22 protein-coding genes are annotated in these 24,500 nt (G+C 71.2%); 14 read left to right on the top strand and 8 right to left on the bottom strand.

All coding sequences use genetic code 11. The annotated features are described in order from the left end of the window. The first annotated feature begins 65 nt into the window (after positions 1-65). Positions 66-860 (top strand): IclR family transcriptional regulator, encoded by a 795-nt coding sequence (locus tag ACZ6NZ_RS07410; protein ID WP_366609153.1) that lies wholly within the window; start codon positions 66-68, stop codon positions 858-860. Positions 861-879: 19 nt separating this feature from the next. Here the strand turns inward: ACZ6NZ_RS07410 and ACZ6NZ_RS07405 are convergent, their stop codons facing one another. Beyond that, positions 880-1,194, bottom strand: a complete 315-nt coding sequence (locus tag ACZ6NZ_RS07405; RefSeq protein WP_366609152.1) for a chorismate mutase — start codon at positions 1,192-1,194, stop codon at positions 880-882. Positions 1,195-1,333: 139 nt separating this feature from the next. Between ACZ6NZ_RS07405 and ACZ6NZ_RS07400 the strand changes: the two genes are divergently transcribed. Next, a complete protein-coding gene (locus ACZ6NZ_RS07400) occupies positions 1,334-2,218 on the top strand; it encodes a CDP-diacylglycerol diphosphatase (protein ID WP_465856682.1) in 885 nt (294 codons plus the stop codon). A 9-nt stretch (positions 2,219-2,227) separates the two neighbouring features. Here ACZ6NZ_RS07400 and ACZ6NZ_RS07395 read toward each other — a convergent pair whose 3' ends face one another. Beyond that, on the bottom strand, positions 2,228-2,845 hold the full coding sequence (locus ACZ6NZ_RS07395) for a TetR/AcrR family transcriptional regulator (RefSeq protein ID WP_465856680.1): 618 nt from the start codon (positions 2,843-2,845) through the stop codon (positions 2,228-2,230). A 79-nt stretch (positions 2,846-2,924) separates the two neighbouring features. Here ACZ6NZ_RS07395 and ACZ6NZ_RS07390 point away from each other — a divergent pair, with 79 nt between their 5' ends. Both ACZ6NZ_RS07390 and ACZ6NZ_RS07385 read left to right on the top strand, forming a co-directional pair. Next, complete coding sequence (locus tag ACZ6NZ_RS07390) at positions 2,925-3,383, top strand: hypothetical protein (protein WP_465856678.1); 459 nt, start codon at positions 2,925-2,927, stop codon at positions 3,381-3,383. Positions 3,384-3,394: 11 nt separating this feature from the next. Next, positions 3,395-3,781 carry a hypothetical protein gene (locus ACZ6NZ_RS07385; protein ID WP_465856676.1) on the top strand — a complete coding sequence of 129 codons (387 nt, stop codon included), beginning with the start codon at positions 3,395-3,397 and terminating at the stop codon, positions 3,779-3,781. A gap of 78 nt (positions 3,782-3,859) precedes the next feature. Here the strand turns inward: ACZ6NZ_RS07385 and ACZ6NZ_RS07380 are convergent, their stop codons facing one another. Together ACZ6NZ_RS07380 and ACZ6NZ_RS07375 are read right to left on the bottom strand one after the other, a co-directional pair. Then, entirely contained in the window at positions 3,860-4,450 is a 591-nt protein-coding gene (locus ACZ6NZ_RS07380; RefSeq protein ID WP_465856674.1) for a TetR/AcrR family transcriptional regulator, read from the bottom strand. Beyond that, positions 4,443-5,279 carry an alpha/beta fold hydrolase gene (locus tag ACZ6NZ_RS07375; RefSeq protein WP_465856672.1) on the bottom strand — a complete coding sequence of 279 codons (837 nt, stop codon included), beginning with the start codon at positions 5,277-5,279 and terminating at the stop codon, positions 4,443-4,445. The genes ACZ6NZ_RS07380 and ACZ6NZ_RS07375 overlap by 8 nt, the downstream gene beginning before the upstream one ends. Positions 5,280-5,496: 217 nt before the next feature. On the opposite strand from ACZ6NZ_RS07375, the gene ACZ6NZ_RS07370 reads away from it, so the two are divergent. Continuing rightward, positions 5,497-6,099 carry a class I SAM-dependent methyltransferase gene (locus ACZ6NZ_RS07370; protein WP_465856670.1) on the top strand — a complete coding sequence of 201 codons (603 nt, stop codon included), beginning with the start codon at positions 5,497-5,499 and terminating at the stop codon, positions 6,097-6,099. Between the two features lie 80 nt (positions 6,100-6,179). On the opposite strand, the gene wrbA is transcribed toward ACZ6NZ_RS07370, so the two are convergent. Beyond that, on the bottom strand, positions 6,180-6,788 hold the full coding sequence (gene wrbA / locus ACZ6NZ_RS07365; RefSeq protein WP_465856668.1) for an NAD(P)H:quinone oxidoreductase: 609 nt from the start codon (positions 6,786-6,788) through the stop codon (positions 6,180-6,182). 186 nt (positions 6,789-6,974) lie between these two features. On the opposite strand from wrbA, the gene ACZ6NZ_RS07360 reads away from it, so the two are divergent. After that, the gene (locus ACZ6NZ_RS07360) at positions 6,975-9,800 is read left to right on the top strand and encodes an AfsR/SARP family transcriptional regulator (RefSeq protein WP_465856666.1); all 2,826 of its coding nucleotides are present in this window, start codon (positions 6,975-6,977) and stop codon (positions 9,798-9,800) included. Between the two features lie 69 nt (positions 9,801-9,869). Then, entirely contained in the window at positions 9,870-11,435 is a 1,566-nt protein-coding gene (locus ACZ6NZ_RS07355; protein WP_465856664.1) for an alpha/beta fold hydrolase, read from the top strand. Positions 11,436-11,553: 118 nt separating this feature from the next. Here the strand turns inward: ACZ6NZ_RS07355 and ACZ6NZ_RS07350 are convergent, their stop codons facing one another. Continuing rightward, positions 11,554-11,937, bottom strand: a complete 384-nt coding sequence (locus tag ACZ6NZ_RS07350) for a YybH family protein (protein WP_465856662.1) — start codon at positions 11,935-11,937, stop codon at positions 11,554-11,556. A 226-nt stretch (positions 11,938-12,163) separates the two neighbouring features. Between ACZ6NZ_RS07350 and ACZ6NZ_RS07345 the strand changes: the two genes are divergently transcribed. Then, positions 12,164-14,047, top strand: coding sequence for an alpha/beta hydrolase-fold protein (locus tag ACZ6NZ_RS07345; RefSeq protein WP_465856661.1), 1,884 nt, complete (start codon positions 12,164-12,166; stop codon positions 14,045-14,047). 67 nt (positions 14,048-14,114) lie between these two features. Here ACZ6NZ_RS07345 and ACZ6NZ_RS07340 read toward each other — a convergent pair whose 3' ends face one another. Then, the gene (locus ACZ6NZ_RS07340) at positions 14,115-14,828 is read right to left on the bottom strand and encodes an alpha/beta fold hydrolase (RefSeq protein WP_465856659.1); all 714 of its coding nucleotides are present in this window, start codon (positions 14,826-14,828) and stop codon (positions 14,115-14,117) included. A gap of 186 nt (positions 14,829-15,014) precedes the next feature. Here ACZ6NZ_RS07340 and ACZ6NZ_RS07335 point away from each other — a divergent pair, with 186 nt between their 5' ends. The 3 genes from ACZ6NZ_RS07335 (at position 15,015) to ACZ6NZ_RS07325 (ending at position 17,522) form a co-directional block, all read left to right on the top strand. Further along, a complete protein-coding gene (locus tag ACZ6NZ_RS07335; protein WP_465856658.1) occupies positions 15,015-16,253 on the top strand; it encodes an MFS transporter in 1,239 nt (412 codons plus the stop codon). Between the two features lie 224 nt (positions 16,254-16,477). Then, complete coding sequence (locus ACZ6NZ_RS07330; protein ID WP_465856657.1) at positions 16,478-17,230, top strand: hypothetical protein; 753 nt, start codon at positions 16,478-16,480, stop codon at positions 17,228-17,230. A 121-nt stretch (positions 17,231-17,351) separates the two neighbouring features. Then, complete coding sequence (locus ACZ6NZ_RS07325) at positions 17,352-17,522, top strand: hypothetical protein (protein ID WP_465856655.1); 171 nt, start codon at positions 17,352-17,354, stop codon at positions 17,520-17,522. A gap of 156 nt (positions 17,523-17,678) precedes the next feature. Here the strand turns inward: ACZ6NZ_RS07325 and murQ are convergent, their stop codons facing one another. Then, a complete protein-coding gene (gene murQ, locus ACZ6NZ_RS07320; protein WP_366609133.1) occupies positions 17,679-18,572 on the bottom strand; it encodes an N-acetylmuramic acid 6-phosphate etherase in 894 nt (297 codons plus the stop codon). Between the two features lie 251 nt (positions 18,573-18,823). Between murQ and ACZ6NZ_RS07315 the strand changes: the two genes are divergently transcribed. Genes ACZ6NZ_RS07315 through ACZ6NZ_RS07305 form a run of 3 tightly spaced genes read left to right on the top strand, consistent with a single transcriptional unit; the run spans position 18,824 to position 24,484 of the window. Beyond that, positions 18,824-20,389: a sodium:solute symporter gene (locus ACZ6NZ_RS07315; protein ID WP_465856654.1), complete on the top strand. Its 1,566-nt coding sequence runs from the start codon at positions 18,824-18,826 to the stop codon at positions 20,387-20,389. A gap of 11 nt (positions 20,390-20,400) precedes the next feature. Further along, complete coding sequence (locus tag ACZ6NZ_RS07310) at positions 20,401-21,585, top strand: anhydro-N-acetylmuramic acid kinase (protein ID WP_465856653.1); 1,185 nt, start codon at positions 20,401-20,403, stop codon at positions 21,583-21,585. Positions 21,586-21,610: 25 nt separating this feature from the next. After that, positions 21,611-24,484: an FAD-binding and (Fe-S)-binding domain-containing protein gene (locus ACZ6NZ_RS07305; RefSeq protein ID WP_465856651.1), complete on the top strand. Its 2,874-nt coding sequence runs from the start codon at positions 21,611-21,613 to the stop codon at positions 24,482-24,484. Positions 24,485-24,500 lie beyond the last annotated feature (16 nt).

The following is a 24,500-nucleotide window of genomic DNA, read 5'->3' as shown; positions in this document are numbered from 1 at the left end:
CATCTATATTGCACAATATGCAATGACAGCGACGGCGTTACCGTCGCGCGAGGGGAGACACAGCCTTGGCGCAATCGATTCGCCGCGCGATCGACCTCATCCGTCGATCCGCGGAGCACCCGCTGTCCCTTACGGAGGCTGCGGACGTGCTCGGCGTCCACAAGTCCACGGCGCTACGCATCCTGCAAACACTGGAGTCCGCGCGCTTCGTCCGCCGGACGGGCGCGGGCACCTACGTGCTCGGCAGCGGCCTGATCGAGTTGTCCGAGCTCGCGCTCGGCTCGATGGACCTCCGCCAGCCCGCCGCCGCACACCTGCGGGCGCTGCAACGCGAGACGGGCCATACCGTACACCTGGCGCAACTGACCGGCGACGAGATCATCTATATCGACAAGGTGGACAGCCCGGCATTCGACGCCGTCAAGCTGCCGTCGCGGGTGGGACGCGCGGTGTCGATCTATGCGAGCGCCGTGGGCAAGACCATCCTCGCCTACCTCCCCCGGCAGGAACGCGACCGGCTTCTCTCCCACGTCGTCTTCGAGAAGTTCACCGACACCACCTTCACCGACCACGACGCCCTGGAAGCCGAACTCGCCCGCATCCACGACTGCGGCTGGGCCATGGACAACGGTGAGCACGACGCCTACGTGATGTGCGTGGCCGCGCCGATCAGGGATTCACGAGGGCAGGTCATCGCCGCTGCCTCGATCACGGCGATCGAGGTCATCGCGAACCTCGACCAGCTCAGGAGCAACCTTCCGCTGCTCCTGGAGACCGCCGACAAGATCTCGTACGAGCTCGGCTACGCGCCGCCGCCAACCGTGACCAGCCCGGACGGCGAGAGCGTCTCGGCTACCTGAGCACACACGTCCCGGGCGATCACCGCGTTTCCGGCGTCGACCCGCCGGTGATGCGGTGGTGCTCGTCGGTCTCCATGTCGATGAAGGCCTGGATCATGCCCCGGTAGATCCGTTCGATCAGGTCCGGGTCGGCGCCGGCCTCGCTGGCCAACGTGCGGACCCGGGCCACCACCTGCGCCACCCGGTCCGGCGCACGGACCGCCTGACCATCGCTCTTGAGCGGGGCGGCCTGCCGGACCAGCTCCTCCCGACGGGCGAGCAGCCCGACCAGGTCCCGATCCAGCTCGTCGATCCGAGCGCGGATCGCTGTCAATGTCGTCGCGGTCTCTGCCACGCCGGAAATCGTTGCACGACGGCGACACGATCAGGGGACCCGCTCGCCGGCCGATGCGTCGAATGCCGGCTATCGCCCTAATCTCGACACGTTCATGTTCGCCTCGGCACGGCAACCACGGAGGGTGACGATGGGCGGAATGCCACGGCGTCAGTTCGTCAGACTCTCCGGGACCGCCGGCGCGACAGGGCTGCTGGGACTGGTCGGCGCGGACCGGGCGCTGGCAGACGGGGGGCCGACCCCCGCGCCGCCCCCCTCGACACCCGGCGGTCCCGGCGCCGCGGCCTGCCCCACACCCTCGGCCCTGTGCGGCTACCCCACCGACACCGGTGGCAGGTACGACCTGTGGGACCGGGTCCAGGTCTGCGAGGGTACGAAGACGGGGCCGCCATTTCCCCAGTGTCTGCGCACCACTCCCACCTACGTCGTCCTCAATGGCGGGTCCGGCTCGAACCACGACTTCCTGCTCGTGCCCAGTTGCCGGATCAGCGGCATCGAGTGCCCGTTCATCACCACCGCCAGCGCGCCGAACTACTGGTTGGAGGCCTGGAACAACGCCCAGCCGGGGCAGCCGGGGCACGTCGTCTATCCCCACCTCGGGCTGGGCGTCAACTCGGCCGACCCGACGATCCGTCAGCAGGACCAGCTCCACATCCACCTGGCCGGGATCCACTCGGGAATTCAGACGCAGCTGAACAACCACGACAGCGCGATCAGCAACGACCCGGCCCGGTGGCGCAACCAGATCGTGCCGGTCTGGGGCCTGACCAGCGCCGGCCTGCCCGCCCCGCGCTCGTACCGGGTTCTGCACGTCGCGAACCTGACCGGAAACCTCTTCCGGCTCCTGCTGGACAGCGTGGTGCGGCCGACCGGAGCGACCATGGCGGCGCAGATGCTGGCCGTGACGCCCCGCCTGGTCGGCGGCGGCGGGTTCTACGTCCTGAACAGCGAGCCGGGCCTGCCCGTCCCGGCCGGTCAACCCGGCGGTACGGGCACCGTCGACTTCCTGCTGGCGTACGCCTGAGCCGCCCGCTCAGCGCAGCAGCGCCATCCGGTCGATGATGGAGTCGCGCACCTCCGCCGGCCAGGGGAACAGCGGCGCTGCCACGCGGAGCTGGGCGAACCCGTGCAGCCCGACCCAGAGTGCTGTCGCGTCGCCGAAGGGGTCCACGCTGGTCGAGCGACCCGCCGCGACACAGTCGGCGAGCGTCCGCCGCAAGACCTCGAAGGCCCCCATGCCGAGCACGGCGAGCTCGTCCGCCATGGCGGGGGCCCGCTCAAGGGCCTGCCCGGCGTCCCAGACGGCGCCGAACATCACCCGGTACTGGTGGGGTCGGCGTTCGGCGAAGGTCAGGTAGGCCGCGCAGGTCGCACGGAGGCGCTCGACCGGATCAGCGTCCTCCGGTGTGCTGAGTTCCTGTTCCAGGAGTTCGAACGCGCGTTGCGCGACCGCCAGCAGGATCGAGTCCAGGTCCGGGAAGTGCGGATAGATCGACGGCGCGGAGATTCCGGCCTGCCGGGCGATCCCGCGCAGGGTCACGCCCTGCGGCGCCCCGTCCTCCAGGAGCGTCATCGCGGCATCGACGATCTCGTCGCGCAGTTGGGCACCTTCGCCGCGCTTGTTGCGGGCCCGTGTTCTCGGTGTGGTCACCCCTTGACTTTACAGGTGTTAGGCGAGAGTCTAAGTTAACGACTGTAAGTTAACGGGCGTTTTGAACAAGGAGCATCTCATGACCACAGCGACCGCTACCCGGATCGACACCATCGCCCCCGCCCACCGCGCTGACCTTGCCGGCCGTGCGCTGGCCGCCCTCGCATCCCTCGCCACCGGCGTCGCGTTCGTCAACGGCGTACTACTGACCATCAATGCCAGCGACGATCGCCTGTTCATCGAGGGCTGGCGGGTCTCCAGCTTCGGCATCTTCGCCGCGCTCTTCGCCCTGCTCGCGGTCAGGCCGCGTCAAGCAGCCGGCGTCTGGGAGATCGTGCTCACCGGCAAGGCCGCCCTCGTCGTCTTCGGCGCGCTCATCGGAGACGTTCCGGAGGCCCGCCTGTCGGCCGTCATCGACTTCGGACTCGTCGCCGTCGTCGCGGCCGCGTACGTGCTGTGCCGTGGCTGGTTGGCGTGGCGTCCCGCCGCCGACGGGTCCAGGCGCCGTGCCGCCGCGACCACCAACCCGACCCGATGACGGAGACGACGATGCCCTCCACCTCGCCTTCCCGCCGCGTCGACCGGACCGTCACCATCTCGATCTGGGCTGTCCCGGTCCTGGTCGTCGGAGAGTTCGCCATGCTGGCCGTAATTCCGGTCGTCCTCGCGCTGACCGTCAGCCTGCGGCACGCCCACCTACGCGGCCTACGCCGCTGGACCATCGCTCTCGCCACCGCCTACGCCACCCCGCTGATCCTGTGGGCCATCGGGCCCGACCGCGCCCCGAGCCTGTCCAAGGACATGCACCCGGTCTTCGCCGCACTGATCGTCGTGGCCGCGCTGGCCGCGGCGGCTGCCCTCCACCTCGGCAGGCGGCGTCCGAGCAGGCCCGACGGCTCGTCGAACGAGCGGCGGTCCTTCCGGGCCGCGCCGTGACCGATTCGCTTCTCCCCCGGGAGCGCAAGCGCCGGATCGCCCGTCGACGTCATCCGACGGTGGCGGGCGATCCCGGTGTCAGTTCGCGAGGTCGCTGCCGCCAGCCGCGCCGGCGCGAAGGCCCTGATCCATGAAGCTGACCAGCCAATCGAAGCTCTCGTCGACGGACGCGTCGATCTGGAACCCGCCGGCCACCTCCAGGGTGGCGAACCCGTGCAGGAGGCTCCGCAGCGTCCGCATGGCGTGGATCACCTGGCCGGGGTCGAGGTCGTACCCGCCCAACATGGCCGCCCACGAGGCGAGCACCCGCTCGCTGGCCGGGATGAACGGGTCGTCCGGGCCGGTCGGGCGGGCGGCGTTGCTGGCCGCGTACCGGCCGGGGTGTTCCCGCACGAACGTCCGCATCGCCTGCGCTCCGGCGGCCAGGGCGGCACTGCCGGAGCGACCCTGGATGGCGTCACGGAGGACATCGCCGGCCTGGGTCATCCCCAGGATGGCGATCCGGTGTGCCAGGTCGGCCTGGCTGGCGACGTGCTTGTAGAGCGAGGGGGTCTTGATTCCCAGCCGTTCGGCGAGCAGGCCCATGCTGAGGTTGTCGAAGCCGACCTCGTCGACCAGCGCGGCCGCGGCTTCGGTGACCGATGCCGGGGTGAGCCGCGCCTTAGGCACCGGTCAGCGTCCGGGTGAGGAAGGGCAGGGCCAGCGCGAGGACGTCGTCGGGCGTCTGGACGTGCGGGTAGTGGCCCGCGCCCTCGATGACGGCCAGCTCGCCCAGCCCTCGTGGCAGGTCGGCGAGGATGCGCTCGCCCTCGGCCCGCGGGTCGGCCCAGTCGGGGTCGACGCCGCCCTGGATCACCAGGACCGGACAGGTGACGTTCGGCAGTTGGCGACCGGCGTCGGCCGGGCTGCTCTTGGCCATGGACTGGAGGGCCTTCATCCGGCCGGGCTCACTCATCTTGGCCTCGATGCGCGCCAGCTCGCCATGCCAGTCGGCAGGCTTGGTGGGGATCGCCAGGTCGAGGTACCTGCGCCAACTCGCCACACTGCCCCGTACGAGCACCTGCGCCAGTTGGAGGTAGCCGGCGCGGAAGCGCTTCACCCGCACCAGCCCACCCAGGTCGAAGGACTGCGCGCGGGTGAACGGCGCCAGCTCGATGACGCCGGCGATCAGTTCCGGCGCGGTGGCGGCAGCGATGGTCGCGGCCCCGCCGCTGATCGACTGACCGATGATCACGGCTGGGCCTCCGAGGTGGCGCACGACGGCGACGAGGTCACCCGCGATGTCCGTGCGGCTGTAGCCGTCCCAGCCGAGACCGGAGTCGCCGCAGCCACGGATGTCGACGTTGGCGACCCGGTAGCCGGCCGCGGCGAGAGCCGGGGCGACGAACCGGTAGGAGTGCCGACTGTCGCCCATGCCGTGCGCCAGGACGACGAGTGGGCCCTGCCCGGTCACCTCGTAGGCGAGAGTGTTGCCGGCGATGTCCAGATATTCGGTCATGACGCTCCTCCACCAAAGCTAACGTGATTAGCTAAAGGCTAACCGGATTAGCCGCGATGGGCAAGCGTCGGCCGCCGTTATCGCCCTCCACCCAGGCCGAGCTGGGCACAGAGGGCATCGGGGGCGGCGACTGCCCCGGGCGCCGCAGCGACGGTGACCGTCGCGCCGAAGTCGGTAGGCCGACTCGGCAAGGCCCGGTGACCCGTATGGTTCCGCGATGGAAACGGACACGGTACGACAGGCTTACACGTCCGTCGCGGAGCTCTACATCGAGCTGTTCGGCACGGGCCAGCAGGTGAACGCCGACGATCTCGCTCTCATTCGGCGGCACCTGGGCAGCAGGCCCGGCCGGGTGCTCGATCTGGGGTGCGGGCCCGGCCACCTGACCGGCTATCTCCGCGAGCTGGGCGTCGACGCAGCAGGGATCGACCTGGTCCCCGAGTTCATCGCCCATGCGCGGGCGGCCCACCCGGGCGTCGAGTTCCACATCGGCTCGATGGAGCGCCTCGATGCGGCGGAGGACTCCGTCGACGGCATCCTGGCCTGGTACTCGTTGATTCATCTTCCGCCGCCGGAGTTCGACGGGATGCTCAAGGAGTTTCGAAGGGTGCTGGTCCCGGCCGGGCGGCTGGTCCTGGGCGTCTTCGACGCCGAGGAGGTCGGCGCCTTCGACCACAAGGTCCTGACCGCCTACCGCTGGCCGGTCGACGAGATCTCCGAACGACTCGGCCGGGCCGGTTTTCGCGAGGTGGAACGCCTCCGGCGGCCCGCCACCGACGAGCATCGGCCACTTGCCGCCGTCGCGGCGATCGCGGTGTGAGAACGCCGAGGGCCGGCCTCCCGTTCGGGGAGACCGGCCCTCGCCCCACTGAGCACCCGCGTCCGGGCGGGCGTCAGCACTCAGGCGTTGAGCTTCCCGGCGATCGTGACGACCCGCTCGGCCATGTGGTCGAGCGCGGCGAACTGGGCGTCGCCCAGCGGGGCGTCGTTGCTGCCGCCGGTGACGTGCGAAACGCCGTACGGGTTGCCGTCGGCGAACTTCAGCGGGTCGGTGTAACCCGGGGCGACGACCAGACCCCCGAAGTGGTGGATGGTGTTGTAGAGCGCGAGCAGGGTCGACTCCTGGCCGCCGTGCGCGGTCATGGAGGCGGTGAAGCCGGCGTACACCTTGTTGGCGAGCTGGCCCTGCGCCCACTGCGGACCGAGGGTGTCGAGGAACTGCTTGAGCTGGCTGGCGACGTTGCCGTAGCGGGTGGGCGTGCCGAACAGCACCGCGTCCGCCCAGACGACGTCGTCGGCGGTCGCCTTCGCCTCGTTCTTGGTGGCGTCGAAGTGCTGGCTCCAGGCGGCGTTGGAGGCGATGGCCTCGGCCGGGGCGAGCTCCGGAACCTGACGCAGACGCACCTCGGCGCCAGCCTTCTCGCCCGCCTCGGCGAGGCGCTTGGCCATGGCGTGCAGAGTGCCGGTGGACGAGTAGTAGATGACGGAGAGCTTGGTCATCGGAGGCATCCTTCCCAGAAAGTAGTTGCCGCTGATAAATTTGCGGCCGCAACAATCTCGACACTAGCAGCCACCTCGCGGCGTCCCAACCTCCTGACCATGCCCAGCGGCGTGACGGAGCACACCAGGGAGCCGGGCGCGGGCTGCGGCCGTCCAGCCGATGAAGCGGATTGTTGGCGCCCCTACGATGAGGTGATGGACCCCGCGGGGACGCCACCGGCGGCGCGGTACCACCTGCTCGGACCGGTCGAGGCGCGCTCAGCCCGCGGGCAACCGCTGGCCCTCGGCACGCCGATGCAGGTACGCCTCCTGGCCGTGCTGATGTCGCAGCCGGGCACCGGCTGGTCCATCGACCAACTCGTCGACGAGCTGTGGCAGGGGCGCCCGCCGAAGACGGCAGCCGGCAACGTGAAGACCTATGTCTGGGCACTGCGCCGCGCGCTGCGCTCCCCGGGCTTCCCCGACCCCGCCATCCTCGCCGGGCCCACCGGCTACCGTCTCGCCCTGGAAGGGCTGACGGTGGACAGCGTGGCCTTCGACGACCTGGCCCAGCGCGGGTATTCCGCGCAGCGGCAGGGTCACTGGTCAGCCGCCCAGCAGTCGTTCGAGGCCGCGTTGGCGCTCTGGCGTGGGGAGCCGTTCGCGGGCCTCCCCGGCTGGGGGGTGTTGCGCTCGGTCCGAACGCGCCTCGAAGAACAGCGGTCCGGCCTGGTGGAGGAGGTCGTGGACCTCAAACTGCGCGCCGGAGAGCATCACGAGCTGATCGAACCACTGCGGAGCCAGGTCGACGACGACCCGCTGCGCGAGCGCCCGTGGGGGCAACTGATGGTGGCCCTGGCGCGGACCGGCCGGCGTGCCGACGCGCTGGCCACGTACCGGAAGCTTCGCCATCTCCTCGCCGAGGAGGTGGGAGTCGAGCCCGGTCCCGATCTCCAACAGCTGCACACCCGCATCCTGCGGGCGGAACCGGAGCTGTTGGCCTCCGAACCGCGGCCACCGGAAGGAACCCCGCCGCGAATCGTCCCCCGACAGCTGCCGGCCCCACCGACGTTGTTCACCGGCCGGGCCGGGGAGCTGGCCCGGCTCACCACACTGCTGCTCGACGACCCCCGCTCGGCCGGCACCGTCGTCATCACCGGTACGGGCGGCGTCGGGAAGAGCTGGCTGGCGCTGCGCTGGGCGTACGACAACCGCCATCACTTCCCCGACGGGCAGCTCCACGTCGACCTGGCCGGATTCGGCACCGCGACGCAGGGGGCGTCCCCCTCGGCTGTCGTACGCTCGCTGTTGCCCGCGCTGGGTGTGCGGCTCCTGGAGATTCCGGCGGAGCCGGCGGCCCAGTTCGCCCTGTACCGCAGCCTGACCGCGGCCCGACGGCTGCTCGTGCTGCTCGACAACGCCCGCGACGCCGAGCAGGTGCGGCCCCTGCTTCCGGGGTCGACCCGCTGCGGGGTGCTGGTGACGAGTCGCCACACCCTGCCCGGCCTGGTCGCCACCGATGGCGCCCAGCTCCTCGCGCTGGACCTGCCCAGCGACGACGAGGCGCGCCAACTGCTCGTGCGCCGACTGGGTACGCAGCGGGTCAGCGCCGAGCCGGCGGCGGTCGACGAGCTGATCGGGCGTACCGCGCGGTTGCCCCTGGCTCTGTCCATCGTGGCCGCGCGGGCCGCCGCCCGGCCCACGTTTGCGCTCCAGGCCGTCGCCGACGACCTGGCGGCGAGCCGGGGCGGGCTCACCGCCCTGGCCACCGACGACGCCGCCACCGATGTGCGCACGGTGCTCTCCTGGTCGTACCGACTGCTCAGCGCGGACGCGGCCCGACTGTTCCGGCAGATCTGTCTGCATCCCGCACCGGACGTCAGCGCCGCCGCGACGGCCAGCCTCGCCGGGGCGCCACCGCACCTGGTCCGGCCGGCGCTCGACGAGTTGGCCCGGGCGAACCTGCTGGCCGAGCAGTCCCCCAACCGCTTCCGCTGTCACGACCTGCTCCGCGCCTACGGGGAGGAGTTGACGCACGGTCTCGACGCTCCGGCCGAGCGTGACGCCGTCCGCAGGCGGATGCTCGACCACTACCTGCGTGCCGCTCGTGACGCGGCGAGACGTGTCGACCCGGGCTGGCAGCCGCTCGATCCGCCGCCCCTGCCCACCGACGCGTCACCCTCGGCGTTCGCCGACCACCGGGCCGCGCTGGCCTGGTTCACCATCGAACAGCGGGTGCTGCTGGCCGCCGTCGACGACGCGGTCGCGCACGGCTTCGACGCCCACGCCGGGCAGCTCGCCCAGGCCCTCACTCCCCTGCTCGGGCGGCTCTCGCAGTGGCACGACCTGGCCACCGTGCAGACCATCGCGGTGGCGGTCGCGGTCCGCCACGATGACCCACGCGCCGAGGCGCTGGCCCACCGGGACCTCGCGCTGGCCCATGTCCAGAACCGCCGGTTCGGTGCGGCCCACCACCACCTCCGGCGCGCCATGGCACGGTACGACCAGGCCGGCGACCGCCCGGGGCAGGTCAGCGCCCATCTCCACCTCGCCTGGCTGTCCGACGTCGAGGGTGACGCCGGAGCGGCCCTGCCGCACGCCAGGCGGGCGCTGGCACTGGCCAGCCACACCGGCGACCGGCTCGGCGAGGCCGCGGCGCTCAACGCGCTCGGCTGGAGCCATGCACGGCTGGACGAGCACGCCCGCGCCATCGCCTACTGCGAGCGGGCGCTCGTGCTCTACGAGGAGGCCGACGATCGGCTCGGTGCGGCCCACACCTGGGACAGTCTCGGATTCGCCCATCACGGCCTCGGAAAACACCCGAGCGCGGCGGACTGCTACCGGCGCGCGCTCACGCTCTACTCCGAAATCCAGGAACCGTGCGGGAGGGCGGAGACACTCGTCCGCCTCGGCGACACCCAGCAGGCGTTGGGCGACCACGACACCTCGGTCGACCTGTGGCGGCAGGCGTTGGTGATCCTCGACCGGATCGGTCATCCACAGGCCGCGGTGCTGTCCGAACGTCTGGCGGCGTACCAGTGAACGTCCCGCGCCGACCGTCCCCGGACCGGCATGGATCCGACGTGGACCGGGCGTCGGCAGGCTGGACGAATGTTGACCACGAAGAGCACCACCCTCCGGCCTCCGCGTGGGGCCGACCGTCGCCGACGGCGACTTCTCGGCAGCCTCTCGGCCGTCGTCGCGGTCCTCGTCACCCTGTCGCTCAACGCCCCATCGTCGCTCGCGGGCACCACACCGACGACCGGCGGTGCCAGGCCGGTCACAGTGGACGTCACCGGTGGTGGGAGCGGGCGCGTCGACTGGCAGGTGTGCCCGGAACAGCCCGACGATCCGGGCACCCGGTGCGGCACCCTGCGCCTGCCGGTCGACTGGTCCCGACCGGGAGGGGAGACCTTCCCCCTGGCGCTGGCCCGGCGTCCCGCCACCGATCCGGCCGCCCGCATCGGCGTCCTGGTCTTCAACCCCGGCGGTCCCGGCCTGTCCGGGGTGGACGCGGCGTTGACGGCCGCCAGCCAGCTCGGGCCGGACGTGCTGCGCCGCTTCGACATCGTCGGCTTCGACCCCCGGGGCACGGTCCGTAGCGCACCGGTGCGCTGCTCATCGGCGCTGCTGGGCCGGCAACCCTCCCTGACCCCCGCGAACGCGGCGGAGTTCGAACGGCTGCGCACCTACAACCGGCAGTTGCGCGACGACTGCCGCGCCAACAGTGGCCCACTCTTCGACCACCTGGACAGTGCGAGCGTCGCGCGCGACACGGACGCCATCCGGGCCGCGCTCGGTGAGCGGCAGCTGAGCTTCTACCAGTGGTCCTACGGCACCCTGATCGGGCAGGCCTACGCCGAGCTGTTCCCCGACCGCGTCCGCGCACTGGTCATGGACAGCGTGATGGACCACAGCCAGGGGGTCCGGGAATACTTCCGCGGCGGCGCGGCCAGCAGCGAGGCGCTGTTCCACGAGTTCGTGACCTGGTGCGAGCGAAACCCTGGCTGCGCGCTGCACGGACGCGACGTGCCGGCGCTCTACGACCGGCTGATGCGCCGTGCCGATGCCGGCACGCTCGTCGACACGGCCACCGGGGCCCCGCTGAGCTGGTTCGAGCTTGGGTTCGCGACCTTCGTCAACTTCTTCGACGCGACCTGGGCCGATCTCGCGTCCATGCTGCTCGCGTTGGAGCGGGGCGAGCCGGCCCCACTCGCGTCCCCGATGGTGGCGGTCGACGACGACGAGGACCTGACCGAGTACGCGCTACCGGTGTTCTGCCAGGACTGGTCGCTGCCGATCGACGGGTTCGCCGACTGGACCCGCTATCTCGACCTGTCCCGCGCCACGGCACCGCACCTGCGCGCCTCCCCGTTGGCCGTCCGCTTCGCCGCTGTCTGCCTGGGCTGGACGGCGACCAACCCCCAACACCGACTGCGGGTCCGGACGAGCGCGCCGCTGCTGGTGCTCAACGGGCGCTTCGACCCGGCCACCCCGTACGACGCCGCCCAGCGGGTGGTGCGCCAGCTTGGCAGCCGGGGTCACCTCGTCACCTACGAGGGGTCGGGCCACGTCAGCTACCCGAGGACCGAGTGCACCCGTCGTCAGGTGGAGCGGTACCTCGTCACCAGAACCACGCCGCCCGCCGGCGCGAGCTGCCCGGCCGCCCCGGTCTGACGCGACGGCAGTGACACAGCGACGCCCCAGCTCACGGTGGGTGTGCGACCGATCCGACGGCATGTCGGTCAGGTCTGCCACCCGGTGGCTGGGGCGTCGCCGCCGTGACCGTTCCCGGTCAGGAGCCGTCGGCCGGCTGTTGTCCCGGCCAGAACGGCCACTCCTCGAATGACCGGCACCGTCCGTCGTCGGCGAACCGCATGACCCACAGGTCGCGGTACTCCTGGTCGACCGGGTCGCCGTAACGGACCTCCTGGCGCGACACGGCGGTGTCGCCCTCGACCGCGACGATCTCCGTGGTCAGCTGGAACACCTCGTCGGGGCCCTTGCGCTGCTTCTCCCACATCCGGGCGATGGCCGGCAGGCCGACGACGGGTGCCCAGTACGGCCCCTGCCGGTAGCTCGCGTCCTCGGTGAAGAGGCTGACCAGCGCGTCCGTGCCCGGGGTCCGCCAGAGCCGCTCGTAGGCGGCAATCCAATCCTCGACGTGCTTCCTGTCCACGGCCCTCACCTTGCCATCCGGGCGGTGACCACCTGGGCAAACTCGCAGGTCGCGGGATGCGAGCCCATCGAGGCGCTGTCCGGCCTCGGCTTCGGACGCCCTTGACATCGAAAGGGGTACCCAGCCACACTCCCGATGCTAATTCGATTTAGCGACCATCGGAGCCCTCAACTCCCGCCACCGCACCAGACCGCGACGAGCGACCACCACAAAGGAGTCTTCGCGCATGAGGGAAACGACCGGAAGACGCAGGTTCCGGCTTGCGATCTCGATTCTCGCGTTCACCGCGCTCGGTGCCGGGGCCGTGGTCCCCGCGCCGGCTGCCGCCGTCGGCAGGCCCGCGCCCGTCCCCGGCCCGACAGTCAAGGTGGACCGGCACTCACCGACCGGATACACCGTCACGTTCGTCTACCGCAACCCACACGCCACCCAGGTCCGTCTCGCCGGGGACCTGACCCTGCTCGACGTCGGCACCGGCACCACCCGCTACCAGCCGGAAGAGTGGCAGCCGGGGCGCTACCACGCGGGCGGCACCGAGTTCCTGCGGGACATGACCAGGGACCCGAAGGGAAACTGGTCGGTCTCGCTCCCGCTGCACGCCGGCGGTCTCAGCTACTGGTACCGCGTCTGGGACCCGACGCAGGGCTGGGAGAACAAGCGCATCTGGGACCCGGCCTCGACGAACCCTCGACCGCCGGGCGAATCCTCGTTTCGGGTCAGGAACAACGACGTCCTCGATGCCGTCCACGTGCCGTACGCCAAGAAGCAGAACGACCCGGTGCTGAAGGCTCGTGCGGACTACGAGTTGCCGGTGGCCGACCGCGCGAAGCGGGGAAGCGTCGCCTACGTCCCGTACACCACCATCCTGGGCGACAGCGGCCACTACCTCGGCGTCTACCTGCCGGCCAACTACGACGCCAACCGGGCGGAGCCGTACAAGGTCGCGTACCTCGCCCACGGCATCTTCGGCGACGAGACCGACTTCATGGTCCCCGCGAACGTCCCGAACATCCTGGACAACATGACGGCCAGGGGTGAGATCGAGCCGACCGTGGTCGTCACCATGGGCAACCACTTCACGGGCACCAGCCTCGGCTTCGCGTCCTACAACCAGACCAACGCGGCCAACAACCTGGTCCAGACGATCCTGCCCCTCGTCGAGAGCAGCTACAACGTCTCGACCGAGCGCTCCGGGCGGGCGTACGCGGGGTTCTCGTACGGCGGGATGACGGGCGGCGTCGTCATCCGGAACTACCCGACCACCTTCGCGTTCTACGGACACTTCTCGGGTAACCCGTCGCTCACCACCCAGGACTACGACACCATCGCGAACGCGGTCGGGGACGACGACCTCACCGTGTTCCTCGGCAACGGCGTCTTCGAGGGCAACCTCAACGCCCAGAACGCCATCGCGGACAACTTCCGGGCGCGGGGATACACCGCCGCGACGACCCAGGTCCCCGGCGCGCACGACGGGATGACGGCGGGCCAACTGTTCACGATCTTCGCCCGGGATCACCTGTGGTCGGGGGTCGACTCCGTGTCGGTGACGCCCACGACGATGAACTTGACGAAGGGCTGGAACTGGGCCAGGCAGTTCACCGCCCAGGTGACGACCAACGCGGGTGTGAACCCGGCGGTGACCTGGTCGGTGCGGGGAGCGACCTCCACCGGCACCGGCATCTCCGCGGACGGCCTGCTCTCGGTCGCCGCCGCGGAGACCGCGTCGACGCTGACCGTCGTGGCGACGTCGGTGGTCGACCCGACCAGGTCACGCTCTGCCCAGGTCACCCTGACGCCTCCGGGCCCGGGACGGGTCGAGGTCAGGGCGAAGGCCACGCCGGCCTCGGTCGTCCGCGGTGGCACCTTCACGCTCACCGTCGACGTCCGGGCCCAGTCGCCGCACCGGAAGGCTCCACAGGTGACCGGTGAGGTTGCCGTCACCTTCGGCGGGGCCACCCGGGTGGTTGCGCTCCGTGGTGGCACGGCCGTCGTCGAGCTGCCGACCGCCGGGCTGCCCGCAGGGGCGCACCCGGTGCACGTCGCCTACTCCGGTGACCCGGCCCACGCCCCCACCGCTGCGACCCACCAGCAGCTGCGGGTCCGCTAGGCCAGCAGGCAGGGGTGGGCCGGCGACCTCTCGTCGTCGGCCCACCACCGGCTGTCCGTCCGGACCGTCAACTCACGCCGCGAACCGCCTCGATGATGGTCTCGGCGACCTCGCTCGGCCGAGCCACGGCCATCGCGTGCGACCCGCCGACGACCTCGCGCTGCCCCCGGGGGTTGGCCCGCTCGGCCATGAACCGGTGCGCCTCGGCGGGGATGTTCTTGTCGGCGTCACCGAACACGAACCAACTGGGCAGCGATCGCCAGGCGGGGTCGCCGGTGAGCTTGTCGCCCAGGCCCTGTTCCGTGATCGGCCGCTGGGTCCGGGCCATCAGCGCGGCGATGTCGTCCGACGCGTCGGCGCAGAACTGGGCGTGGTACTGCTCCTGGCCGATCGCCACCTCGTTCCCACCGGTCGACACCGGGTACTGCACCAGCGTGTCGGCGAGGGTGCTGCCGGGAAACTTCGCGGACAGCGTCATCGCCGACTCACCCGTGTCCGGGGCGAAGGCGTTGACGTACACGAGAGCTCGTACCGAAGTGTCGCCGGCTGCGGCCTGCGTGATCACCATGCCGCCGTACGAGTGACCGACGAGGACGACCGGACCGCCGATCCCCCGCACAACATCCTGCACGTACGCGGCGTCGCCCGCCACGCCGCGCAGCGGGTTCGCGACGGCCACCGAGTCGTACCCGGCGCCCAGCCGCTCGAGCACACCGTTCCAGCTCGCCGACTCGGCGAACGCGCCGTGCACGAGCACGAGCGTGGGCTGTGGATCAGGCATGACAGGTGCCCCCTCACTCCGATGAAGCTTGTTACCGCAGGTCGCACTGGTACGCCTGGATACCCGTCACGCGAGTGTGAAACGTCAAGCCCGACCGGCTCGCCGATGACCCCGACCGATCGCCCATTACCACCCGGATACACGGGGTCGCCTGCCCACGCGACGGACCCTATAGTGAGTTTCATTATGAGACTTACTGCGTTCTGGCGGTGGTGGGTCGCCGGCACGACCAGCCAACTCGGCTCGGCGGTCGGCGCGCTGGCGCTACCGCTGACCGCGCTGAGCGTGCTGCACGCGTCGGCCTTCGAAATGGGCCTGGTCACGGCGGCGAGCTATCTGGCGTACCTCCTGATCAGCCTGCCGGCGGGCGTGATCGTGCAGCGTCTGCCGCTGCGCGGCATGCAGGTCGCCCTGGATCTGGTCCGGGCCCTCACCATCGCATCGGTCCCCCTGGCCTGGTGGTTCGACCTGCTGACGGTGGCCCAACTGATCGCGGTCGCCCTGGTGGTGAGCTTCGCCAACGTGCTGTTCGACGTGGCGAACCAGACCTTCCTGCCGGAGATCGTGCCGGCCGCCCAGTTGCAGGCCCGCAACAGCCTCACCTCCGGCACGCACGCCGCCAACGCGCTGGGCGGGCCGTCCCTGGGCGGCCTCGCGGTGCAGGTGCTGGGTGCGGTGCCGACGCTCTTCGTGGACGCCGTCAGCTATCTACTCTCCGCCGCGCTGCTGCGCACCCTTCCGGCCCGGCGGGTGCAGCGACCGGCCGAGCGGCCACCGATGGTCACGATGATCCGCGAGGGATGGCACTTCGTGCTGCGGCACCCGATCATGCGACCGGCCATGTGGGACGCCACCGCGACGAACTTCGTCAACGGCGCCATGCTGGCCCTGTTCCCGTTCTACCTGATGCGTGAGCTGCACGCGTCGCCGCTCATGGTCGGACTGCTGATCGCCACCGACGGCCTCGGCACGCTCATCGGCGCGGCGCTGACGACCCGCTTCACCAACCGTTTCGGCACCGCCCGCGGCCTCATCATCGCGGCCTTCGTCGGCGTGGCCGGCGCTCTCATCATCCCGCTGGGCACCGGCACCGCCGCGTTCCTGGCCTTCACCGTCGGGAACCTCATCTTCGCGAGTTCCACTGTGGTGCTCAGCGTGACCACCCGTACATACCGGATGATCGCCAGCCCGCCGGAGCTGCTGTCCCGGGTGATCGCCACGGTCAAGTTCGTCTCCTGGGGCGCCATCCCGGTCGGCGGCCTGCTGGCCGGCGTCCTGGCCGGGCCACTCGGCGCCCGTACCACCCTGCTGATCTTCGGGGCGCTCACCGTGCTGTCCCCGATCATCTACCTGTCGACGCCGATCCGGCGACTGCGTGACCTGCCGCTCGACGCCACGCCGACAGCCGCCGAGGCACGGGTGTGAACCAGGCGGATGCGGTGCCGATCTGCCCACCTCACCCACCGGATATCGACAGGAGGTGTAGCCCTCGATCCTGCGGGGCAAGAACCCGCCATGGAGGGAACGGCAGGGCGCGCGGGGCATCCGCTCGGCCAGCAGCACCGGACCGGTGACCCGGGGCAGGTACGGCCGGCGATCCCACTGACGGCGGTCCGCGCCTGATGCGGCTGAGGCACAGCCTCCCTCCGGTGGCGCTCGGCGCGGTGGCGCTCGGCGCTGCCCTGGGTGCCGACCCCGCCCACGCCGACACCCCATCGCCGTCGCGGCTCCCGCTGGTGGAGGTCGCCACCTCGCCGGAGGCCGTCACGGTTTCGCTGGCCGACGTGGTCGAGGTGCAGCTGACCGTTCCCCTGCCCCTGCCGACCGCTGTCGTCTCCCTACCCGTGCCGCTACCGTCGACGGACCCGCTGCCCCTGCCGTCGGAGGTGCCGGTGCCCCTGCCGTCGGCGGTTCCGGTGCCGACGCCGTCGACCAGCCCCTCCACCGCCCGGCCAGGTCGGCCGGCAGGCAACCCACCCGCATCGCCCAAGGCCACAGCGGCACCATCTACCTCGAAGTCCCCGAAGGCACGGGCCGACTCGCAGCCATCGCCGACACGTGTGCCGGCAACGGTGTCCCAGGGCGGCACGTCCGACGGCGAGGCGTCGAGGCAGGCGAGGAAGACGGTGCCCGCCGTCACCGGACAGCGGCCCGATCCGCCCGCCCGGCCCGCACCAGGGCCACCGACGTTCGTCCTGGCGCTCGCGTCCGCACCGACCGGCGTCGGTGCCGGCGGCGCCGATCCACCCACCTCGACGGCCGAAGGTGTGCCGCCCACCTCGCCTCTGCGCGCAGGGCGCACCGTCACCGCCGTCGACATAAGCGCCACCAGCCGACCCGTCGAGCGGGGCCCTCCCCCGCCCCGACAACTCCTGATCACCCACTCGCGTCCACGACGTTGATCAGGAGAGGTTCATGGAAATCGCCGTTATCTGGATCCCCGCCGACCTCGAGCCGTCAGAGCCAGTCGTCGCGAGGTGTCTCAGTCACCTCCGCCGAAACTCCTACCGATTCGCAGGAGTCATGCGGGCCCCCTGGGAGACCATCGAACAGTCGATGATCGACGGAGAGGTGGATGTGGTCGTCATCGCCGACTTCGCCCACCTCCCGCCGGACCGGTCCCCCCGGATCGAGCTGGCCAGCGCTCTCGACGTCGACGAGGACCTAACGGTTCCGGATTCACCGCTCAACTGACACCACGAAGCGCCCCGTCCGTCGCGGACGGGGCGCTTCGTCGACCTGACGAGAGCGCGAGGCCGGGGAAGACGAGGGCGCCGGCCGGGTCCACGGTGCTGCTGGTCGACATCACCGAAGGCGGGTGGGAGGACGCCGTCCACCTTGCCGAGTGGATCAGGCCGCGACGGCTGCCCGTACGTCGTCGTCGGCGGCGCGCAGCCGAGCGGCGGCCTCCTCGGCGGTGCAGTTGGCCAGCAGCAGCACGATGGCCGTCTTGGCGTGCCCGTGCGCCGCCGCGAGCGCTCGAGCGGCCGTGTCGAGATCGGTGTCGGCGGCGTCGGCGACGATCCGGCGCGCCCGGTCGACGAGCTTCTCGTTGGTGGCGTTCATGTCCACCATCAGATTGCCGTAGACCTTGCCGAGCCGGGCCATCGTGGCGGTCGAGAGCATGTTGCAGACCAGCTTCTCGGCGGTGCCGGCCTTGAGCCGGGTGGAGCCGGTCAGCACCTCGGGACCGGTGGGCACCTCGATGGCGACGTCGGCGTGGCGGCTGGTCACCGCGCCGGTGTTGCAGGCCACCGAGACGGTCGCCGCGCCACGCGCGCGGGCATGGTCCAACCCACCGACCACGTACGGGGTACGGCCGCTGGCCGCGAGCCCGACCACCGTGTCGCGGGCGGTCAGGCCGACGGCGTCGAGGTCGGAGACGGCGCGGGCCGGGTCGTCCTCAGCGCCCTCGACGGCGACACCGAAGGCTCGTGCCCCGCCGGCGAGCAGACCGATGACCCGCTCGGGCGTCGTACCGAAGGTGGGTGGGATCTCGACGGCGTCGAGCATGCCGATCCGGCCGCTGGTGCCCGCGCCGAGGTAGATCAGCCGTCCGCCCTGACGGAGCGAGGCCACGATGACGTCGACGGCGGCGGCGATGTCCGGCACGGCCCGGCGGACGGCGGCGGCGACGGTCTGGTCCTCGTCGTTCATCGCCAGAAGCAACTCGGTGGGAGACATCCGGTCGAGGTCGCCGGTCTTGTCGTTGCGGGTCTCGGTGCCGAGGGTGCTGAGGTCCACGGGGTGCTCGTTCCTCTCGCTGGTGTGCAGTCGCCGGCCGGCGGGGAGAGGTCCGGTCGCCCGGCGGTGGCTCGCCGTCGAGCGCGTCTCGCGACCCGCCGCCGCGGCCGAACCGAGAGCGTCGCTGCGAACAGTCCCCGTATCAGCAGGCTGAAACCACAGCGTAACCAGCCCGGACGGGCGGTGGCAAAAAGTTTCGAGTTAGGCTGGCTCAACGTCACTTATTGACAACCGCTGGTTGGGAGCGAGCCGTGCGTCAACTCGACCTCGTCGTGATCGTGCTGTACCTCGTGGTGATCGCCTTCGTCGGACTACGCCTGTCCGGTAAACAGAAGTCCGCCAAGGACTACTTCGTGGGCGAGGGTCGGCTGCCCTGGTGGACCGTCTCGTTCTCGGTGGTTGCCACCGAGACCAGCGTCCTGACCGTGATCAGTGTTCCCGGCGGCGCCTACAGCGGTCAGGGCTTCGGCAACGTCGAGCTGGCCCTGGGTTACGTGATCGGTCGGGTCGTGGTGGCCGCGGTGCTCATCCCGCTCTACAAGCGGGGTGGGTTCGTCAGCGCCTACCAGTACCTCGGTGAGCGGTTTGGCCTGAAACTTCAAGGGCTGGCGTCGGTGACGTTCGTCTTCACCCGCCTGCTGGCCGAGGGCGTGCGGCTGTTCGCCTCGGCCATCCCCATCAAACTTCTTCTCGACGAGTTCGGGCTGAATGTCGGCTACCAGGCCATCATCATCGTTCTGACGCTCATCACGGTGGTCTACACCTACCTCGGTGGCATCAAGGCGGTCATCTGGACCGACGCCATCCAGATGGGGCTGTACCTGGGCGGGGCGATCCTCGCCATCGCGGTGCTCAGCCACGCCGTCGGCTTCGACGGCTACTCGCAGGCACTGGACGCCGGCAAGTTCCAGCTCTTCGACACCAACTTCAACCTCGCTCACGTGCTCACCAGCCCGTTCGCCCTGCCGACCGCCATCATCGGCGGCGCGATCTTCGCGATGGCCAGCCACGGCTCGGACCAGCTGATCGTGCAGCGCATCCTGTCCACCCGCACACTGCGCGAGGGACAGCAGGCGATGATCTCGTCGGGCATCTTCGTGGTGATCCAGTTCGCGGCGTTCTCCCTGGTCGGCGCGCTGCTGTGGTCGTACAACAAGGGTCAGACCTTCAAGGAGCTCGGCCTGGCCAGCAGCGACAACCTCTACCCGAGCTTCATCCTGCACGCCCTGCCGGTGGGCATCTCGGGTCTGCTGGTGGCGGGCATCCTCGGCGCGGCGATGGGCTCCTTGTCGTCGGCGTTGAACTCGATGTCGAACTCCACGGTCGCCGACTTCATCCACAGCTTCTTCCGCACGGTGCCGTCCGACGACACGATGCTCCGGCTCGCCCGGGTGATGACCCTGGTCTGGGCGGTGCTGATGGCGATCTTCGCCTGCGCGTTCAGCTCCAGCACCGGAAACGTCTACCTGACCGGTCTGACGATCGCCGGCTACACCTACGGGGCGCTGCTCGGGGCCTTCCTGCTCGGCCGCCTCGTCAAGCGGGCCAACCAGGTCGACGCGGTGATCGCCTTCCTGGTCACCGTGGCGGTGATGACCTACATCGTCCGTTACGTCAAGATCGACGTGACGACGGCCGGCACCACCACCGCCACCGCCATCGCCGCGCAGTGGCTGGTCCCGATCGGCGTCCTGATCACCCTGGTCGTCGGCGCGGTGGCCAGCCGGTTCCACCCAGCCCCGGAGACTCCGTACGACCATGGACGTATCGACGAGGTCGACGACGACGCCGCGGCGGCGCCAGCGGGCCGGGCGTGAAGGAGGACGTGATGCGCGTGATCGGCCTGATGTCCGGAACCTCCTACGACGGCATCGAAGCCGCTGCGGCCGAGTTCGAGCTGAGCGGCGACACCCTGCGGATGCGACCGCTGGGCCGGCTCAGTCACCCCTACTCCGACGAGCTGCGCACGCGGATCGCCGCGGCCCTGCCGCCCGCGGCGACCACCACCGAGGCGATCTGCGTGCTGGACACCGGCATCGGTCAGGCCTTCGCCCAGGCCGGCGCGCGGGCCCTCGCCCAACTGTGCGACGGCGACGCCGACCTGGTCGTCTCGCACGGGCAGACGATGCACCACTGGGTCGACGCGGGCACGGTCCGCGGCACTCTCCAGCTGGGTCAGCCGGCCTGGATAGCGGAGGCCACCGGCCTTCCGGTCGTGGCCGACCTGCGCAGTCGCGACGTGGCCGTCGGCGGCCAGGGCGCTCCCCTGGTCGCCCTCTTCGACACACTGCTGCTGGGTGGTCTACCCGGCGTACCGGCCGCGCTGAACCTGGGCGGCATCGCCAACATCACGGTCGTCGCGCCGGACGCGGACCCACTCGCCTTCGACACCGGCCCGGCCAACGCACTCCTCGACGCCGCCGCCCGTCACTTCAGCGGGGGCACCGAGGATTACGACACCGACGGGCGCGGGGCCGCCGCCGGGCAGGTGAACCCGGACCTGCTGCGGCGGCTGCTCGACGAGCCGTACTACCGGCTGCCCGGCCCGAAGAGCACCGGGAAAGAGCTGTTCCACCTGCCGTACCTGTTGGCCGCCCTCGCCGACGCGCCCACACCGGACCCGCAGGACGTGCTGGCCACGCTCACCCGGCTGACGGCGGTCACGGTGGCCGGTGCCTGCCGCGACCACGGCGTCACCCGGCTCGTCGTCTCCGGCGGCGGCGCACACAACCCGACCCTGATGCGCATGCTCGCCGACGAGCTGCCCGGCGTCGCGCTGTCCGCCAGCGACGACCTGGGCATCACGTCGGACGCCAAGGAGGCGCTGGCCTTCGCGCTGCTGGGCTACCTGACCGTGCACGGGCTGCCGGGCACCCTGCCCTCGGGCACCGGCGCGCGGCACGCCTCGGTGCTCGGCAGCATCACCCCCGGCCGGCAGCCGCTGCGGCTGCCGGCTCCGGCCAGCACCGCGCCCGCCCGGTTGCTTGTCGTCGCGTCTCCGGTGGCCGACTGACCATCCCTTCTCGGAGGATCCGCCCATGAGCACCGTCGTACCCGTGCCGCCGCCGAGCGCGGCCGGCGCTCGCGCCCGCGAGGTCGCCGAGCTGCTGCGCTCGCGCCTCGACGATCCGAGCCGGGCCAGCGCCGAGCTGCCCCGGAGGCTGGCGGCGGCACACGACGCCTCGCCGTACCTGTTCGAGCCGCAGGCCGTGGTCCGCGCCGCCTCGGCCGCCGAGGTGGGGGCGCTGATGGCCGGCGCCCGCGAGGCCGGCGTGCCACTGACCCTGCGCGGCGGCGGCACCAGCCTGGCCGGGCAGGCCGGCGGCGCGGGCGTGCTCGTCGACGTCCGCACCGACTGGCGGCACGCCGAGGTCCTCGACGACGGCCGCCGCATCCGGCTCCAGCCGGGCCTGACGATCCGGCAGGCCAACGCCCGGTTGGCCCGCTACCGACGCCGGCTCGGCCCGGACCCGGCCAGCGAGGCCGCCTGCACGGTGGGCGGCATGGTGGCGAACAACTCCAGCGGGATGACCTGCGGCACCACCGACAACGCGTACCGCACCATGGAGTCGCTGCGCTTCGTGCTCCCGTCCGGCACCGTCGTCGACTCCGGCGCCCGCGACGCCGACGACCGGCTGCGGGCCGACGAGCCCGAGCTGCACGCCGGGCTGCTGCGCCTGCGCGACCGGGTGCGCTCGACGCCGGGGTCGCGCGCCACCATCGAGCGGCTGTTCGCCATGAAGAACACCATGGGGTACGGGCTGAACTCGCTGCTCGACCACAGCACCCCGGTCGAGATGCTCGCCCACCTGATGATCGGCAGCGAGGGCACTCTCGGCTTCGTGGCCGAGGCCGTCTTCCGTACCGTCGAGATCCACGACCACGCCGCCACCGGCCTGCTGATCCTGCCCGGTCTCACCGACGCCACCGACGCGCTGCCGGCCCTGCTCGCCGCCGGCGCCCGTACCGCCGAGCTGCTCGACGCGGCCGCGCTGCGGGTCAGCCAGCGCGACCCGGGCGCGAGCCCGGCCCTGCGCGGGCTGACGGTCACCGGGCACGCCGCGCTGCTGGTGGAGTTCGCCGAGGACAGCGCGGAGCGGCTGGCCGCGACGCTCGCCGACGCCCAGCCCGTGCTCGACCGGCTGCCGGCCGTCAGCGGCACCGAGCTGACCCGCGACCCCCGCGAACGGGCCAACCTCTGGCACTTGCGCAAGGGCCTCTACACCGCCGTCGCCGGGGCCCGCCCGCCCGGCACCACGGCCCTGCTGGAGGACGTCGCGGTGCCGATGCCACGCCTGACCGGCACCTGCGACGGGCTGATCCGCCTGTTCGACAGGCACGGCTACCCGGACGCGGTGATCTTCGGACACGCCCGGGACGGCAACCTGCACTTCATGCTGACGCAGTCCTTCGACAGCCCCGCCGAGATCGACCGCTACGCCCGGTTCACCGACGACATGGTCGACCTGGTGCTCGCCGAGGGCGGGACACTCAAGGCGGAGCACGGCACCGGTCGGGCGATGGCGCCCTTCGTCCGCCGGCAGTACGGCGACGAACTGTACGACGTGATGCGCGAACTCAAGCGGCTGTGCGACCCGAGCGGCCTACTCAACCCCGGTGTGCTGCTCAACGACGACCCGACCGTGCACCTGCGGCAGCTCAAGGCCGTCCCGACCGTCGACCCCGAGCTGGACGCCTGCGTCGAGTGTGGCTACTGCGAGCCGGTCTGCCCCACCGCCGACGTGACCACCACGCCCCGGCAGCGCATCGTGCTGCAACGACAGATCGCCCTCGCCACCGCCGCCGGTGACGAGGAGCGCCGCCGGGAGCTGACCACCGACTACGAGTACGCCGCGGTGGACAGCTGTGCCGCCGACAGCCTCTGCGTCACCGCCTGCCCGGTCGGCATCGACACCGGGGCGGCGATGAAACGGCTGCGCGCCGAGCGGCACAGCCCTCGCGCCCAGCGCACCGCCCGCACCGCCGCGAAGCACTGGCGGGCCGCCGTGACCGGCGTCCGGGTGGGGCTGACCGCCGCGCACGCCGTGCCGACACCGGTGACCCGCGCCGCCACCGGGATGATCCGTGGGCTCGGCGCCACCGAGCTGATGCCATTGTGGGCAGACGACATGCCGCGGGCCGGCGCTCCCCGGCCCACCCCGCGCAGCGCGCCGGACGCCCAGGCGGTGTTCTTCGCAGCCTGCGTCGGCAGTCTCTTCGCCCCCGAGGACGGCTCGTCCGGCGGTGCGGCGGCGGCGTTCCTGCGCCTCTGCGAACTGGCGGGGGTGCCGCTCGTCGTACCGACCGGCACGGCCGGCCTGTGCTGCGGAACCCCGTGGCAGTCCAAGGGTTACCCCGCCGGCCACCGCGAGATGGCGCAGCGGACCCTGGAAGCGCTCTGGACGGCCAGTAACGAGGGTCGTCTGCCCGTCGTGTGCGACGCGTCATCGTGCACGCACGGGTTGACGCAGCTGACCGCCGCGCTGGCCGGGAAGGACCGGGCACGCTACGGCGCGCTGCGCTTCGTCGACAGCGTGACCTTCACCGCCGAACATCTCCTGCCGGCGCTGCCGCAGCCCCGGCGACTGGGCTCGCTGGCGCTGCACCCCACCTGCTCCACCGTGCACCTGGGCGGCATCGACGACCTGCGCGCGGTGGCCGGGGCGGTCGCCGACACCGTCACCGTGCCGGACAGTTGGGGGTGCTGCGCCTTCGCCGGCGACCGGGGGCTGCTGCACCCCGACGTCACGGCCGGGGCCACCGCGGCGCAGGCGGCCGAGATCAATCAGCGCGACTTCGACGCGTACGCCTCCTGCAACCGCACCTGCGAGATGGGCATGAGCCGGGCCACCGGCCAGCCGTACCGGCATGTGCTCGAGGTGCTGGTCGAGGCGATCGAGCCGCTGGCGTAACCGGCGACCGACCGAC

The organism is Micromonospora sp. NPDC047756 (assembly GCF_055587245.1).
The sequence above is the reverse complement of the archived record's forward strand: the minus strand, read 5'-3'. Positions and strand labels throughout refer to the sequence as shown.